This is a genomic window from Amycolatopsis sp. cmx-4-61 (assembly GCF_046548775.1).
In the GTDB taxonomy this organism is placed as follows: domain Bacteria; phylum Actinomycetota; class Actinomycetes; order Mycobacteriales; family Pseudonocardiaceae; genus Amycolatopsis.
This window is the reverse complement of sequence record NZ_JAEBEI010000012.1, coordinates 168,943-183,452: the sequence shown is the minus strand read 5'-3', so window position 1 is coordinate 183,452 and position 14,510 is coordinate 168,943. Positions and strand designations below refer to the sequence as shown.

General features: G+C 73.5%; 18 protein-coding genes and 1 pseudogene. 8 read left to right on the top strand and 11 right to left on the bottom strand.

Going from position 1 to position 14,510, the window contains the following annotated elements; all coding sequences use genetic code 11:
• Positions 1-210: 210 nt before the first annotated feature.
• Positions 211-939 carry an alpha/beta fold hydrolase gene (locus ACLJOU_RS29730; protein WP_410571851.1) on the bottom strand — a complete coding sequence of 243 codons (729 nt, stop codon included), beginning with the start codon at positions 937-939 and terminating at the stop codon, positions 211-213.
• 46 nt (positions 940-985) lie between these two features.
• Between ACLJOU_RS29730 and ACLJOU_RS29725 the strand changes: the two genes are divergently transcribed.
• The 3 genes from ACLJOU_RS29725 (at position 986) to ACLJOU_RS29715 (ending at position 3,969) form a co-directional block, all read left to right on the top strand.
• Entirely contained in the window at positions 986-2,236 is a 1,251-nt protein-coding gene (locus tag ACLJOU_RS29725; protein ID WP_410571850.1) for a cytochrome P450, read from the top strand.
• Positions 2,236-3,129, top strand: coding sequence for a LysR family transcriptional regulator (locus tag ACLJOU_RS29720; protein WP_410571848.1), 894 nt, complete (start codon positions 2,236-2,238; stop codon positions 3,127-3,129). The genes ACLJOU_RS29725 and ACLJOU_RS29720 overlap by 1 nt, the downstream gene beginning before the upstream one ends.
• Before the next feature lie 93 nt (positions 3,130-3,222).
• Positions 3,223-3,969: an SDR family NAD(P)-dependent oxidoreductase gene (locus tag ACLJOU_RS29715; protein ID WP_410571846.1), complete on the top strand. Its 747-nt coding sequence runs from the start codon at positions 3,223-3,225 to the stop codon at positions 3,967-3,969.
• Between the two features lie 16 nt (positions 3,970-3,985).
• Here ACLJOU_RS29715 and ACLJOU_RS29710 read toward each other — a convergent pair whose 3' ends face one another.
• Both ACLJOU_RS29710 and ACLJOU_RS29705 read right to left on the bottom strand, forming a co-directional pair.
• Positions 3,986-4,141, bottom strand: a complete 156-nt coding sequence (locus ACLJOU_RS29710) for a hypothetical protein (protein WP_410571845.1) — start codon at positions 4,139-4,141, stop codon at positions 3,986-3,988.
• The gene (locus ACLJOU_RS29705; RefSeq protein ID WP_410571843.1) at positions 4,111-4,905 is read right to left on the bottom strand and encodes a DUF1295 domain-containing protein; all 795 of its coding nucleotides are present in this window, start codon (positions 4,903-4,905) and stop codon (positions 4,111-4,113) included. The genes ACLJOU_RS29710 and ACLJOU_RS29705 overlap by 31 nt, the downstream gene beginning before the upstream one ends.
• Positions 4,906-4,935: 30 nt before the next feature.
• On the opposite strand from ACLJOU_RS29705, the gene ACLJOU_RS29700 reads away from it, so the two are divergent.
• Positions 4,936-6,147: a threonine synthase gene (locus tag ACLJOU_RS29700; RefSeq protein ID WP_410571842.1), complete on the top strand. Its 1,212-nt coding sequence runs from the start codon at positions 4,936-4,938 to the stop codon at positions 6,145-6,147.
• Here ACLJOU_RS29700 and ACLJOU_RS29695 read toward each other — a convergent pair.
• The gene (locus ACLJOU_RS29695) at positions 6,144-6,497 is read right to left on the bottom strand and encodes an arsenate reductase family protein (RefSeq protein WP_410571840.1); all 354 of its coding nucleotides are present in this window, start codon (positions 6,495-6,497) and stop codon (positions 6,144-6,146) included. The genes ACLJOU_RS29700 and ACLJOU_RS29695 overlap by 4 nt on opposite strands.
• A gap of 53 nt (positions 6,498-6,550) precedes the next feature.
• Here ACLJOU_RS29695 and ACLJOU_RS29690 point away from each other — a divergent pair, with 53 nt between their 5' ends.
• Positions 6,551-7,144, top strand: a complete 594-nt coding sequence (locus tag ACLJOU_RS29690) for a TetR/AcrR family transcriptional regulator (protein ID WP_410571839.1) — start codon at positions 6,551-6,553, stop codon at positions 7,142-7,144.
• Positions 7,141-7,761 carry an enoyl-CoA hydratase/isomerase family protein gene (locus ACLJOU_RS29685; RefSeq protein WP_410571837.1) on the top strand — a complete coding sequence of 207 codons (621 nt, stop codon included), beginning with the start codon at positions 7,141-7,143 and terminating at the stop codon, positions 7,759-7,761. Before ACLJOU_RS29690 ends, ACLJOU_RS29685 begins: the two co-directional genes overlap by 4 nt.
• 126 nt (positions 7,762-7,887) lie before the next feature.
• Here ACLJOU_RS29685 and ACLJOU_RS29680 read toward each other — a convergent pair whose 3' ends face one another.
• The 6 genes and pseudogenes from ACLJOU_RS29680 to ACLJOU_RS29655 all read right to left on the bottom strand — a co-directional run bounded on the left by ACLJOU_RS29680 (position 7,888) and on the right by ACLJOU_RS29655 (position 11,609).
• Entirely contained in the window at positions 7,888-9,171 is a 1,284-nt protein-coding gene (locus ACLJOU_RS29680) for an RNA polymerase sigma factor (protein ID WP_410571836.1), read from the bottom strand.
• 5 nt (positions 9,172-9,176) lie between these two features.
• Positions 9,177-9,527, bottom strand: a complete 351-nt coding sequence (locus ACLJOU_RS29675; protein WP_410571834.1) for a YciI family protein — start codon at positions 9,525-9,527, stop codon at positions 9,177-9,179.
• A gap of 102 nt (positions 9,528-9,629) precedes the next feature.
• Complete coding sequence (locus ACLJOU_RS29670; protein WP_410571832.1) at positions 9,630-10,358, bottom strand: hypothetical protein; 729 nt, start codon at positions 10,356-10,358, stop codon at positions 9,630-9,632.
• A 4-nt stretch (positions 10,359-10,362) separates the two neighbouring features.
• A complete protein-coding gene (locus ACLJOU_RS29665; RefSeq protein WP_410571831.1) occupies positions 10,363-10,992 on the bottom strand; it encodes an NAD(P)H-binding protein in 630 nt (209 codons plus the stop codon).
• Between the two features lie 28 nt (positions 10,993-11,020).
• Positions 11,021-11,188 (bottom strand): annotated as a pseudogene (locus ACLJOU_RS29660) (NmrA family NAD(P)-binding protein); the annotation flags it as partial.
• Between the two features lie 49 nt (positions 11,189-11,237).
• The gene (locus ACLJOU_RS29655) at positions 11,238-11,609 is read right to left on the bottom strand and encodes a YciI family protein (protein ID WP_410571829.1); all 372 of its coding nucleotides are present in this window, start codon (positions 11,607-11,609) and stop codon (positions 11,238-11,240) included.
• Positions 11,610-11,772: 163 nt separating this feature from the next.
• Between ACLJOU_RS29655 and ACLJOU_RS29650 the strand changes: the two genes are divergently transcribed.
• Positions 11,773-12,855 carry a WD40/YVTN/BNR-like repeat-containing protein gene (locus ACLJOU_RS29650; RefSeq protein ID WP_410571828.1) on the top strand — a complete coding sequence of 361 codons (1,083 nt, stop codon included), beginning with the start codon at positions 11,773-11,775 and terminating at the stop codon, positions 12,853-12,855.
• A 4-nt stretch (positions 12,856-12,859) separates the two neighbouring features.
• Complete coding sequence (locus tag ACLJOU_RS29645) at positions 12,860-13,144, top strand: ubiquitin-like small modifier protein 1 (protein WP_410571826.1); 285 nt, start codon at positions 12,860-12,862, stop codon at positions 13,142-13,144.
• Here ACLJOU_RS29645 and ACLJOU_RS29640 read toward each other — a convergent pair.
• Positions 13,119-14,507 carry an MFS transporter gene (locus ACLJOU_RS29640; RefSeq protein WP_410571824.1) on the bottom strand — a complete coding sequence of 463 codons (1,389 nt, stop codon included), beginning with the start codon at positions 14,505-14,507 and terminating at the stop codon, positions 13,119-13,121. The two genes, ACLJOU_RS29645 and ACLJOU_RS29640, sit on opposite strands and share 26 nt — an antisense overlap.
• Positions 14,508-14,510: the final 3 nt, after the last annotated feature.

The window sequence follows — 14,510 nt, the reverse complement described above, 5'->3', positions numbered from 1 at the left end:
AACGTACCTCTTCAGCATCACGATCGTGCCGCCCGAGATGTACCACCGATCGGCGAAGATAACCGTTTGCGCAGGTACCGAGGGTGACAGCGGCGGACAACGACAGTACAGGCGCTCGTCCACCGCGGTTTCCTAGGCTTTCGGGCGTCCGGTGGTGGCGAGGGGTCCGCGGCGCAGCCGTCGCATGGGGTACGACGGCTGCACCCGGGCCTACACGCCGAAGCGCTTGAGCAGGGCGCGCACGGCGGCCGGGTCCTCGACGTGGGCGTTGTGCCCGAGGCCGGGCAGCGTGACGGCGTCGGGATCGAGCGCCCGCAGCTGCTCCGGGCGGCTCATCGGGTCGTCCTCGCCCGCGGCGAGCACGACCGGGCAGCGCGCCCCGGCCAGCAGGGCCGGCATGTCCGGCGCGCCGAGGCCGAACGCGGCCGGGTCCATCGCGAGGCGCCAACCTCCCTCGGTCTCGCGAAGCCCGGCCGGGTCGGTGGGCGCGATCCCGAGCAGCCCGGACACCTTCAGGTACGCCTGCTCGGCGTCTTCCCGCGTCGCGAACACCCGCGGCGGCCGCGCCGCGAACGAGGCCGCGCGGTTGAGGTCGTCCTGGCTCCACTCGACCTTCACCCCGAGGGCCAGCACGCCGTCGACCTCGACGTCGTAGCGGCCGGACGCCAGTTCCAGCGCGAGCACGCCGCCGAGCGAATGGCCGGCCACGACCAGCGGTCCGCCGTCCGGCAGCGCCCGCGCGACCGCCTCGGCGAGGGTGGCGAAGCTGTAGTGCGGCAGGGGCGCGGACGGGCCGTGGCCGGGCAGGTCCGGCACCAGAACGCGCCGCTCGAGCTGGACGGCGAAATGGTTCCAGACGGCCCCGGTCGCGCCGAGGCCGTGCAGGAGGAGAACGGCCGGTTCGCCCTTGCCACCGATGCGCATGTTGAGCGTGTCCATCCGCGCAGCCTCCCAAACTGTCGGTGGCCGCGGCTAGGGTCGGTTCGTGATCACCGATCCGGACACCTACGTGCGAGGGGTCCCGTACGACGAGCTGGCGCGGCTGCGGCGCGCCGGCCCGGTGGTGCGCGTCGACGACTTCTGGGCGGTGCTCGGCCACGCCGAGGTCCGGCGGGTGCTGCGCGATCCCGGGGTGTTCTCGTCCCAGCTGGGCGGAACCCAGATCCGCGACGCGGCCGACCTCGCCTACGTGCGCCGGATGATGCTCAACATGGATCCGCCGGAGCACGGGCGGCTGCGCGGGCTGCTCACCAAGGCGTTCACCCCGCGCGCGATCGCGAAGCTGACTTCGCAGATCGAGAGCTGGGCGCGGGCGCTCGTGCTTGCCGTCGCCGACGACGGCGAGTGCGACTTCGCGCAGGTGGCCGCCGACCTGCCGCTGCTGACCCTGGCCGAAGTCTTCGGTGTGCCGGAACAGGACCGGCGGCTGATGTACGACTGGAGCAACCGGGTGATCGGCTACCAGGACGCCGAATACGCGGTGAGCTCGACGGTTTCCGTGTCCGAGGTGAGCGAGCTGGCCCGGGCCGCGCTCGCCGTCCGCCCGTCGCCGGGGCCGGACGGGTCGATGCCGGATCCGCGGACGCGCGCGGGCATGCCGGACCTCTACGCGTACGCGAACGCGCTCGGCGAATACAAGCGCGAGCACCCGGGCGAAGACGTGATGAGCAATCTGATGCGGCACGTCGGCGACGACGGCGGCCGCGTCTCGCTCGCGGAGTTCGAGAACCTGTTCTGGCTGTTTTCCGTGGCGGGCAACGAAACCCTGCGCAACGGCCTGCCCGGCGGACTGCTCGCGCTGCTCTCGCACCCCGCGGAGTACCGGCGGTTGCTGGCCGACCGGTCGCTGCTGCCGTCGGCGGTCGAGGAGATGCTCCGCTGGTGGACACCGGTCATGCACTTCCGGCGCACGGCGGTTTCGGACGTCCGCCTGTCCGATGTGGACATCCGTGCCGGGGACAAGGTGGTCGTCTGGTTCTCTTCGGCCAACCGGGATCCGTCGGTGTTCCCCGCACCGGACACCTTCGACATCGGGCGGACGCCGAACGACCACCTGACCTTCGGCCACGGCCCGCACTTCTGCCTCGGCGCGCACCTGGCCCGGGTGCAGCTGCGGGCGATGTTCGACGCGGTGCTGGACCGGCTCGGCTTCGTCGAACTCGCCGGGGAACCCGTGCGGCTGCGGTCGAACTTCCAGAACGGCCTCAAGTCGCTGCCGATCCGGTGGGCCCGCTGATGGAAATCCGCGAGCTGCGCGCGTTCGTCGCGGTCGTCGAGGCGGGCGCGATGTCCAAGGCGGCCCGGCAGCTGCACGTGAGCCAGCCCGCGCTGTCGCAGACGATCACCGCGCTCGAACGGCGGCTCGGCGTCCGGCTTCTGGTGCGCACCAGCACCGGCGTGCAGGTCACCGAGGCCGGGACGACGCTGCTCGGCGAGGCCCGCGCGGTGCTGGCGCGCCACGACCAGGCGCTGGCCGCCATGGCCCGGCACACCGCGGACGGTGGCGGCGTCCTGCGCGTCGGTGTCCCCCTGGAACTGCCGCCGGACCTGCTGCCGGCGGCGCTCGCGCGGCTGCCGGACACGCGGGTGCAGGCCCGCCACCTGTCGTCGGTGGCGCAGGTGGCCGCGCTGCGGGCCGGCGAGCTGGACGTCGGGCTGGTCCGCGAGCGCCCGCCCGGGCCGGACCTGGACGCGGCCCTCGTGGTGACCGAAGACGTCGGTGTCCTGCTGGCCACGGAGCTGGCGGAGAAGCTGGGCTCGCCGGTCCGGCTCGAGGACCTGGCCGGGCTGGAGTGGTTCGCCTTCCCGCGGGCGGGCAGCCCGGCCTGGTACGACGAGCTGGCGGCCATCCTGCGCAGCCACGGCCTCGACGTCGGCCCGGAGGTCCCGGAGGAACAGCGGCTGATCGTCGAGCTCAAGATCCCGGCGGTCAGCGCGGGCGGGGCGTACGCCTTCGCCCCGCCCGAATGGCCGTACCCGCTGCCGGAGACGGTCCGGTGGGTGCCGCTGGCGGGGAACCCGATCGTCCGGCGGACCTGGGCGGTGTGGCCGGCGGCGTCGCGCCGGCGGGACGTCGCCGAGTTCGTCGCGGCACTGGAAGACCATCGGCAGACCGGATCGGAGGTATAAGGAGGGCCGAACGCCCGGCCGGAAGTCTCCGGCTGCGGTCTCGCTTGAACCCTGCGACCGGGAAAACCCCGGGGATCTCGAAGGAGTTGAGCGATGACTGCAGAACTGTCCGGGTCGACGGCCCTGGTGACCGGCGGGACGAGCGGCATCGGCCGCGCGACGGCGGTCGCGCTGGCCGGGCTGGGCGCGCACGTGGTGCTGTCCGGCCGGGACGCCGGGCGCGGGGCCGAGGCCGTCGCGAAGATCCGCGCGGCGGGGGGCAAGGCCGACTTCGTCGCGGCGGACCTGACGGACGCCGCTTCGGCGCGCGCCCTCGCGGACCGGGCGCGGGAGCTGGGCGGGCCGATCGACGTGCTGGTCAACAACGCCGGGATCTTCCCGACCGGGCCGACCGCGGAGTTCGCCGAAGCGGACTTCGACGCCGTCTTCACGACCAACGTGAAGGTGCCGTTCTTCCTCGTCGCCGCGTTGGCGCCGGAGATGGCGGCCCGCGGCCGCGGCGCGATCGTCAACGTGTCGACGATGGTCGCGACCCGCGGCATGGCGGGCATGGCGCTCTACGGTTCCTCGAAGGCGGCGGTCGAGCTGCTGACGAAGGCGTGGGCGGCGGAGTACGGGCCGTCGGGCGTGCGGGTCAACGCGGTGAGCCCGGGCCCGACCCGCACGGAAGGCACCTCGGTGTTCGGCGAGGGCCTGGACGAACTGGCGGCGGCGGGCCCGGCGGGCCGGGTCGCCGGGCCGGAGGAGATCGCGGCGGCGATCGCGTTCCTGGTGGCGGGGGACGCGAGCTTCGTCCAGGGCGCGATTCTCCCGGTGGACGGCGGCCGGCTGGCGGTGTGAGCGCGGGCGGACGGCGTCACCGGAGGTAGGTGACGCCGTCCCGGAGCCGCTCGCCGACGGTGAGCGAGAAGACGTCCGGCCGCGCGCCATGCCCCGAGACGTCGAGACTCTCGCGGGCCGGCCAGGACGCACCGGAAGCCGTCAGCCGCGGACCGCTTCGCGCCGCGGCCACCACGGGACCACGGCCGACGTCCGCCGCTGGTAGTCCGCGTACTCCGGGTACCGGGACTTCGTGATGCTCTCGGTGAACCGCGTCGAGCCCACGAACAGCAGCGTGAGCAGCACCGCGCCGACGACCGTCCACTGCAGACCGCCGGCGACCACGCCGAACGCGGCGACCGCCCACCACTGCGCCTGCTCGAAGAAGAAGTTCGGGTGCCGCGAGTAGCGGAACAGCCCGCTCCGGAGGAACCGCGTCGAAGCCCGGCCGGCGTGCTTCTCGCGGTGGAAGTCCCACTGCTGCTGGTCGGCGACCGTCTCCCCCACGAGGAAGGCGGCGAACACCACGGCGACGACGACGTCCGCCACGCCGAACGAGCCCCGGTTCTCCAGCGCCGGCAACGCCGGCAGCGTGATCAGCAACAGGATCACGTTCTGGTACAGCGAAATGAAGAAGAAGTTGAACAGCTGGAACTGCCAGGGTGCCATCCGCTCGCGCAGCACCGCCCACCGGTAGTCCTCGCCGCCGGGCGCGTAACCACCCTTCCGGGCGAAGTTGAACGTCAGCCGGGCGCCCCACAGCGCGACCAGCGCGAACAGCACGTCGAGCCGCGGGTCGGCGAACCCGGCGGCGCCGGCGAAGATCCCGGCGTAGACCACCGGCACGATCGACCAGATCCGGTCGACCCAGGAGTACTCCCTGGTCACCACGGAGACCAGCCAGGTGCCGAGCGTCACCCCGGCGAAGACGTACAGGCACACCCGCAGCGCGTCCATGGCCCCACTTTAGGACCTAGGATCGGCGCCGTGCCGTACTCCTTCCTCAGTCACCTCGAGTGCTCCCGGACCGGCGAACGCCTGGAGGCCGACGCGGTCCAGGGACTCTCCCCCGCGGGCGCGCCGCTGCTCGCGCGGTACGACCTCGACGGCGTCCGCGAAGCCGTGACACCGAAGGAGATCGCCGGGCGGGAACCGACGCTGTGGCGCTACCACGAGGTGCTGCCGGTGCGTTCGGCCGAGCACGTCGTCAGCCTCGGCGAGGGCATGACGCCGGTGCTGCGGCTGCCGCGCTACGGCCGCGAGCTGGGGCTTTCGCGCCTGTGGATGAAGGACGAAGGGCTGGTTCCCACCGGCACGTTCAAGGCGCGCGGCGCCGCGGTCGGCGTCTCGCGGGCCGCGGAACTGGGCGTGCGCGGGATCGCGATGCCGACGAACGGCAACGCGGGCGCGGCGTGGGCGTTGTACGCGGCGCGCGCGGGGCTGTCGAGCCTGGTCGCCATGCCCGGCGACGCCCCGGCGATCACCATGCGCGAGTGCGTCGCGGCCGGCGCCGAGCTGTACCGGGTGGACGGTCTCATCGGGGACGCGGGCAAGCTGATCGCCGCGGCGGCCGGGCGGCGCCCCGGCGTGCAGGACGTCTCCACGCTGAAGGAGCCGTACCGCATCGAGGGCAAGAAGACGATGGGGTACGAGCTCGCCGAGCAGTTCGGCTGGCGGCTGCCGGACGTCATCCTCTACCCGACCGGCGGCGGCGTCGGCATCATCGGAATCCACAAGGCGCTGCTGGAGATGCGGGAGCTGGGCTGGATCTCCGGGCCGCTGCCCCGGCTCGTCACCGTCCAGGCCACCGGGTGCGCGCCGATCGTCACGGCGTTTTCGCGCGGCGAGCGGGAAAGCACGCCGTTCCCGGACGCCCGGACCGTCGCCTTCGGCATCACCGTGCCCAAGGCGCTGGGCGACTTCCTCGTGCTCGACGCCGTGTACGCGACCGGGGGCACCGCCGTCGCCGTCACCGACGAGGAGCTCCTTGCCGCGCAACGGGAACTGACCTCTTACGAGGGCACGTTCGTCTGCCCGGAAGGCGGAGCGTGCTTCGCCGCGTTGCGGCACCTTCGCGAGTCGGGATGGCTCGAGGGCGGCGAAGACGTCGTCGTGCTCAACACCGGCGCCGGGATCAAGTACCCGGAGACGGTGCCCCTCGATGTCCCGCTGCTGTCGACGACCGACGCGATCCCCTAAAGGACCGAGCGCACCGTTTCCGGGTCGCGGGCGACGACCGCCGTGCCGTCGTCGGCGGTGATGATCGGCCGCTGGATCAGCTTGGGGTGCTCGGCGAGCGCCTCGATCCACTTCGGCCGGTCCTCGGGCGTGCGGCCCCACGCCTTGACGCCGAGCTCCTTCGCGACCGGCTCGGCGGTGCGCGCGATGTCCCACGGCTCGAGGCCGAGGCGCTCCAGGACCGCTTCGAGCTCCGCCGCCGTCGGCGGGTCCTCGAGGTAGCGGCGCACGGTGTACTCCGCGCCCGCTTCGTCCAGCATCGACACCGCGGTCCGGCACTTCGAGCACGCCGGGTTGATCCAGATCTCCACGGCGGCAGCTTACCGCCCTGGTTTTGGAGCACGTGCTCTGTTACCGTCGCGGCATGCCCCGCCCCCGCGTCCACGACCTCGACGCGCTCCTCGACGTCGCCGAACGGCTCGTCGCCTCCTCGACGGAGGTGACGGTCCGTGGCCTCGCCGCGGCCGCGGGCGTGCCGAACGGGACGATCTACCACGCGTTCGGGTCCCTCAGCGCACTGCTGGCCCGCGTCTGGCTGCGCGCGGCGACGGCGTTCCTCGACCTGCAGACCGCACTGGTGGATAAGGCCCCTTCGCCGGTGGAGGCCGTCGTCGCGGCGGCGGACACGCCCGCGGTGTTCGCCGCCGCGCGTCCCGACGGGGCGCGGATGCTGCTCGCGGTCCGCGGCGACCGGCTGTTCGGGCCGGAACTGCCGGACGAGCTGGCGGAAGCGCTGCACGCGGTGGACAAGCGCCTGGTCGCGCTGCTCGTCCGGCTCGCCCGGCAGCTGTGGGACCGCGGCGACGGCCTGGCGGTCGAGGTGATCACCACGTGCGTCGTCGACCTGCCGACCGCGTTCTTCCGCCGTGACATCACCGATCCCCTGGTACGGGCCAGGCTGGCCGCCGCGGTGCGGGCCGTGCTGACCGTGCCCCCTCGAGAAAAGGACCGACCGTGACCGTATCCGTGCTGGATCTGGGCGACGACGAAAACCGGTTTTCCCCGGACTGGCTGCAGCGTGTGCACTCCTATTTGGACGGTGTCGGGGGTGCGCTGGTGACCACCGGCAGCGGCAAGTTCTATTCCAACGGCCTCGACCTCGAATGGCTGACGGCGCACGGTGACCAGGCCTCGGCGTACGTGGCCGACGTGCAGGAACTCTTCGCGCGGCTGCTGACGCTGCCGGTTCCGACGATCGCGGCGGTCAACGGGCACGCGTTCGGCGCGGGCGCCATGCTCGCGATGGCGCACGACTTCCGCGTCATGCGCGCCGACCGGGGGTACTTCTGCTTCCCGGAGGCGGACATCAACATCCCGTTCACCCCGGGGATGGCGGCGTTGATCCAGGCGAAGCTGACCCCGTCGGCGGCCGTGGCGTCGATGACGACGGGACGCCGCTTCGGAGGCGCCGAGGCGGCGGAGATCGGGCTGGTGGACGACATCGCGGCCGAGGGCGAAGTGGTGAAGGTGGCGAGCGAACGGGTGCACGCGCTGGCGGGGAAGGACCGCGGAACGCTGGGGGCGATCAAGGGGACGATGTTCGCGGCGGCGGTGGCGGCGTTGCGGGCGGCTTAGGCCTCCGGCCCCCGGGTTCCAGCCTACCGGGGGCCACCGACAGTTCCGGGTGGCCGGCGGAGCGGGATGGCTGCGGCCGGACGGCGGAAAGCCTTGCGCGGGAACGATTCCCGCGCAAGGCCGCCGTCAGCGCTGTTCACCCGACCGCGTCACCTCCGCCAACCGCCCGCGCAGGTACCCCCGCTCCGGCTCGGTCCCGGCCAGCTCCAGCGCCTCCCGGTAGGCCGCAGCCGCCTCCGCAGCACGGCCCGACCGGCTGAGCAGCTCCCCGCGCGCCGCCGCGAACGGGCCGTACCCGCGCAACCTCGGCTCGTCCGCCAGGGCGTCCAGCAGCACCAGCCCCGCCGCCGGGCCGTCGCGCATGGCCACCGCGACCGCTCGGTTCAGCTCCACCACCGGCGAGGGGGCCAGCCCGCGCAACACGTCGTACAACGCCACGATCTGCGGCCAGTCCGTGCCCGCCACGTCCGGTGCCTCGTCGTGCAGCGCCGCGATCGCCGCCTGGACGCCGTACAGGCCCGGTGGCCCGCCGGTCAGCGCGACCTCCACCAGTGCCGCCCCCTCCGCGATCATCGCGCGGTCCCAGCGGGTGCGGTCCTGGTCGTCGAGGAGCACCAGCGCGCCGTCCGGGCCCGTGCGGGCGTCGCGGCGCGCGTGGATCAGCAGCAGCAACGCCAGCAGGCCCGCCACCTCCCGCTCCCCCGGCAGCAGCCGGCGGAGGATGCGGGCCAGCCGGATCGCCTCCTCCGCCAGGTCGAGCCGCTGCAGGTCCGGGCCCGCGCTCGCCGCGTACCCCTCGGTGAAGATCGAATACACGACCTGGAGCACGCCCGGCAGCCGCCCGGGCAGCTCGACGGCGTCCGGCACCCGGAACGGGATCCGGAGCGTGCGGATCCGGTGCTTCGCGCGCACGATCCGCTTGCCCATCGTCGCGCTCGGCACCAGGAACGCCCGCGCCACCTCCGGGGTCGTCAGGCCGGCCAGGCAGCGCAGCGTCAGCGCCGCGCGGTCCTCGGCGGGCAGGGCGGGGTGGGCGCACGTGAAGAACAGCTGCAGCCGCTCGTCCGGCAGGCCGCCGCCGGACTCCGGCGCGGGCGCCGCGCGTTCGGCCTCGACCTGCAGCACCGCGAGCCGGGCCGCGTAGGCCTGGTCGCGGCGCAGCCGGTCGACCGCCTTGCGCCGGGCCGTGGTCATCAGCCAGGCGCCCGGCTTCGGCGGCACGCCCTCGGCCGGCCAGCGCACCAGCGCCGCCTCGATCGCCTCCGACGTCACCTCCTCGGCCAGGTCGAGGTCGCCGAACCGCCGGACGAGCGCGGCGAGCAGCAGCCCGCGCTCCTCCCGGAACACCGCCTCGAGGCTCAGCCGGGGATCCCCGGCAGCCCCGGCCGGCGCGCCCGCCCGCCCCGCCACCGGCGTCAGCCTTCGTGGTCGGCCAGCGGCCGCACCACGATCGACCCGCCGTCGCGGGACCCCGGGCAGCGCGCCGCCCAGTCGAGCGCGACGTCGAGGTCCGGCACGTCGACGACGAAGTAGCCGCCGAGCACCTCCCGGGATTCGGCGAACGGACCGTCGGTGACGAGCCGCTCGCCCCGGTCGTCGACCCGGACCGTCGCGGCCGTGGTGAAGTCGGCGAGCGAGCTTCCGGACAGGTAGACGCCCGCCTCCTGGATCTCCTTGTGGAACAGCTGCCAGTCCGCCGGCGTGCAGCCGCCGGCGACCTCGCCCCCGGCGTCCAGCGCGGCGTTGATCAGCATCAGGTACTTCACGGGATTCCTCCTGTGGCTCGGTTGCCGTACGCCACCACTACGAACGGCGGCCCGCCGCTTGGACACACCATCGCAGAAGAATCCGCCCGCGCGGAACGGCGCTCAGCCGTAGCGGCGTGCGTCGAGAAGCCGGCCGAGCTGCTCACGCCGGGAAGTGCCCTGCGGGAGCCGGGTGAGCAGCTCCTGCAGGACGTCGAAGACCTCTTCGGGCACGGCGTCCGGATCCGCGCGTTCGAGCAGCGCGGCCACCGTCCGGATCGCCCAGTACTGGATGAAGGCGGTGGGTTCCCGGCCGAGCGCCCGCACGGTGTCCTCGAGCAACGCGGGATCCGGCCGTCCGTACAGCGCGGCGTACCCGGCGAGGCGCATCCCGCCGTCGTCGTCGCCGAAAGCCCGCACCGGGTCGAAGCCCGGCACGCGCGGCAGCACGGTCACCATCGCGCCGAACAGCTGGTCCAGCTCCGCGGTGCGGGCCGGCTGCCGGGGTGTCTTGCGCAGCCGCTGGTACTCCTCGGCGAACAGGCGGACCGTCTCCATCGTCGGTGGCAGGTCCTCGCCCCGCGCGGCCCCCAGCGCCGCCTGGGCGGTGCTGCTCGCTTCCGCGGTCGTGCGCTCGAGCGCGTCCTGGCGCTGCTGCAGGTCGCGGTACTTGACCTTCCAGCCGCCCGGCAGCTCGATGCTCTCCAGCAGCTCACCGAGCCAGGGCACCAGGGCCACGACCAAGAGCAGCACCGTGCTGGCGTCGATCTTCAACCCGGGCCAGACGAGGTGGGCCGCGGCGGCCAGGAGCGCGACGACGCTGACCGCGGCGCCCAGCCACCGCCGCTTCACGACGTCACCGGAAGGCGTCCGCGTGTGCCTCGGCCCACTCCTCGAACGTCCGCGCCGGCCGGCCGGTCACTTCGGACACCGTCGGGTACACCGTCGCTTCGTCCAACGTCCCGTCGACGTAGAAGCTCCAGAACGCCTCGACGTACTCACGCGGCATCGCGGCCTCGAGTTCCGACCGCGTCTCGGCGTCCGACAGCCCCACGGACCGGAGGTCGCGCCCGAGCACCGAGGCCAGCGCCGCGACCTGCTCGACGGGCCGCATCGCGACCGGTCCGGTCAGGTCGTGGACGAGCCCTTCGTGCCCGCCGGCCAGCGCGAGGACCGCCACCGCCGCGATGTCGGCCGGATCGATGCACGCCGCCGCGACGTCCGGGAACCGGACGCGGACCGTGTCGCCCGAGCGCAGCTGCGGCAGCCAGCGCAGGGCGTTCGACATGAACGCGCGCGGCCGCAGGAACGTCCAGTCCAGACCCGACTCCCGCACCGCGCGCTCGGACAGCGTCATGTACCGGGAAACCGCGTTGTCCAGGTCGGCCAGCGCCGCCGATCCCCCCGACAGCAACACGATCCGCCGCACACCGGCGTCGCGCGCCTTCGCCAGCATGCCCGGCATGTCCTCGTAGCCGGACAACACCGAACACGCCTTCGACGCCCTTCAGCGCGTCGGTCAGGCTGCCGGGATCGTCGAGATCGCCGACGACCGCTTCGGCGCCCTCCGGCAACTCGACATCCGGCCGGCGCACCAGCGCCCGGACCGGTGCGCCCGCCGCGGCGAGCGCCGCCGTCACTTCCGCGCCGACATTGCCGGTGGCGCCGGTGACCAGGAACATCGTCCACCCCCCGGAGTCGTTCCGGTCACCCTAGCGCCACCGGCCGCCCTCAGTCCTGCGTCGGCAGGTCCTCGAACTCGACGACCTGGCGGACCTCCACCTCGATGTCCTGGTCGAAGAGCTCGACGTACCGCTCGGCGAACGCGACGGCCTCCGCCCGGTCCGCCGCGTTGATCAGCGCGAAGCCGCCGATGACCTCCTTGGCCTCGGCGAACGGCCCGTCGGTCACGCGGACGGCGGCGCCGCGGGCCTTGCGGACCAGCGCCCCCTTCTCCGTCGGGTGGACGCCCTCCGCCGTGATCAGGATGCCCTTCTCCGCCGCCTCCTGGATGAAGCCGCCCATCTTCCCGATGAACTCCTGGCTGGGGTTCCACGACTTCGGGTCGTGCTCGTCGACGCGGTGCATCATGAGGAAACGCATGGTCTGCTCCCTGGTGTCTTCGGCCGGGGTCCGGTGCGTTCCCGGACGCGGTGACCGGCCTTCACCCCCGCGTCGATCGGCCGCCTCCGGCGTTCGACATTTCTCCGGGGAGAGTTTTGCGGCAGAGTACCTGTGACCTGCATCACCGGGAGAAGGGTGTCCGATGTCCGTCCTGCTCGCGATCGGAACGCGCAAGGGCCTGTGGCTCGCAACCAGCACCGACGACCGCGTCACCTGGGAGCTCACCGGCCCGCACCACCCGATGACGGAGGTGTACGCGGTCGGCATCGACACGCGCCGCGCCACCCCGCGGCTGCTGGCCGGGGTGACCAGCGAGCACTACGGGCCGAGCGTGGCCACCAGCGACGACCTCGGGGCGACCTGGGCCGAACCCGGCCACGCGCCGATCGCGTTCCCGGCGGACACCGGCGAAGCGCTGGCCAGGGCGTGGCAGCTCGTGCCGGGCCCGGCGAGCGAGCCGGACGTCGTCTACGCCGGCACCGAGCCGTCCGCCCTGTTCCGGTCCACCGACGGCGGCCGCACCTACGAGCTGGTCCGCGGCCTGTGGGACCACCCGCACCGCGCGCACTGGACGCCCGGGGGCGGCGGCAAGGCCATCCACACCGTGCTCCCGCACCCGGCCGACCCGGCCCGCGTCACCGTGGCGATGTCCACCGGCGGTGTCTACCGCACCGAGGACGGCGGCGCGTCCTGGACGCCCGCCAACACGGGCATCAAGGCGGTCCACGTGCCCGACCCGTACCCCGAATACGGCCAGTGCGTGCACAAGGTCGCGCGGCACCCGGCCGCGCCGAACCGCCTCTTCGCCCAGGTGCACCACGGCGTCTACCGCAGCGACGACGCCGGGGGCAGCTGGCAGTCGATCGCCGAGGGGCTGCCCAGCGACTTCGGCTTCCCGATCGTCGTCCACCCGAACCGGCCGGAGGTGGTCTACACGTTCCCCTTGGTCGCGGACGCGATGCGGTTCCCGCCGGAGGGCCGGTGCCGGGTGTACCGCAGCGAGGACGCCGGGAAGTCGTGGGAAGCGCTGGGGCCGGGACTGCCCGACGGGTACTGGGCCGGCGTCCTGCGGGACGCGATGTGCACCGACGACGCCGACCCGGCCGGGGTGTACTTCGGCTCGCGCACCGGCGACGTCTACGCCAGCCGCGACGACGGCGACAGCTGGCAGCTCGTCGCGGCGCACCTGCCCGACGTGCTCAGCGTCCGCGCCGCGAGGGTGTGAGACCGTGCGGATCACCGTGTTGCTGCCCGGGACGCTGCGGGACAAGGCCGGCGGCGAGGCCCGGCTGGCCGTCGAAGTCGCCGAGCCGGCCACGCTGGGCACCCTGCTCGACGTGCTCGCCGAGCGGTACCCGGCGCTGGAACGGCGGCTGCGCGACGAACAGGCCGGGCTGCGCCGGTACGTCAACTTCTACGTCGACGGCGAGGAGTGCCGCCACCGCGACGGCTCCGCGACGGTGCTGCGCGAAGAGACCGAGGTGCAGATCATCCCGTCGGTCGCGGGAGGCTGAGCTCGTCGAACAGCGCCGCCGCCCGGCGGGCCGTCGCGGCCGCCCGGCGTCCGGTGCTGAGCAGCGCCAGCGCGACGAGGGCGGCGCCGAGCCCGGCGACCAGCCACCACACCCCGTGCCCGGCGCTCGAGAGCGCGACCCCCAGCGTCGTGCCGGTCTGCCGTCCGGCCGACGCCAGTGACGCGGCCACCCCGGCCATCGATCCCGGCATCCCGGCGACGGCGGTGTTCGTGATCGGCGGGTTCACCGCGCCGAGGAACACGCCGAACAGCAGGAAGGTGGCGAGCACGACGGGCAGCGGCGTCGCCGGGCCGAGGAACGCCGAGGCGAGGCCGCCGGCGGCGAGCGCGGCACCGGCGACGACCAGCGGCCACCGCGGCCCGCGCGTGCCGACGAACCGCCCGGTCCGCGGCGACAGGACCAGGACGAGCACGCCGACCGGCAGCAGGCACAGGCCCGCCGTCAGCGGGGTCATGCCGCGGACGTCCTGCAGGTACTGCGTCGTCACGAACAGGAAGGCGCCGAACCCGCAGAGCGCGAACAGCGCCATGACGATCGCCCCGCTGAAGGACACGCTGCGGAACAGGCGCAGTTCGAGCAGCGGATCGGGGCGCCGCGGTTCGCAGGCGAGGATGCCGAGCACGCCGAGCCCGGCGACGGCGAGCAGCCCGAGGATCCACGGGGACGTCCAGCCCAGCCGGTGCGATTCGATGAGGGCGGAGACGACGCTGCCGAGCACCAGCAGCACGAGCACCTGCCCCACCGGGTCGAAGCGGCGGGCCCGCGGCGCCCGCGACTCCGGCACGAACAGCGTCGTGGCCACGAGCGCGGCGGCGATGATCGGGACGTTGACCCAGAACACGGCCCGCCAGCCGAAGGCGTCGACGAGCGCGCCGCCGAGGATCGGCCCGAGCGCCAGGGCCAGGCCGGACATCGAGCCGAACACGCCGATCGCGCGGGCGCGCTCGGCCGGCCCGGGAAAGGTGGTGGCGACGATCGCCATCGCGACCGGGTTGAGCATCGTGCCGCCGGCGGCCTGCAGCACGCGGGCCGCGATCAGCCAGCCGATGCCCGGGGCCAGGCTGCACAGCAGCGACCCGAGCCCGAAGACGGCGAGCCCCCACCGGAACACGCGCCGCCGGCCGAACCGGTCGGCGGTCGATCCGGCGAGCACGAGGAACGCGGCCAGCACGAGCGTGTAGGCGTCGACGGTCCACTGCAGACCGGAGACGGAAGCGCCGAGGTCGCGGCGGATCGAAGGCAGGGCGACGGTGACGATGGAGATGTCCATCACCACGACGACGATGCTGGCGCAGCAGATCGCGAGCACGAGACCCGGACGGCCGGCGGTGGGAACGGTCATGCG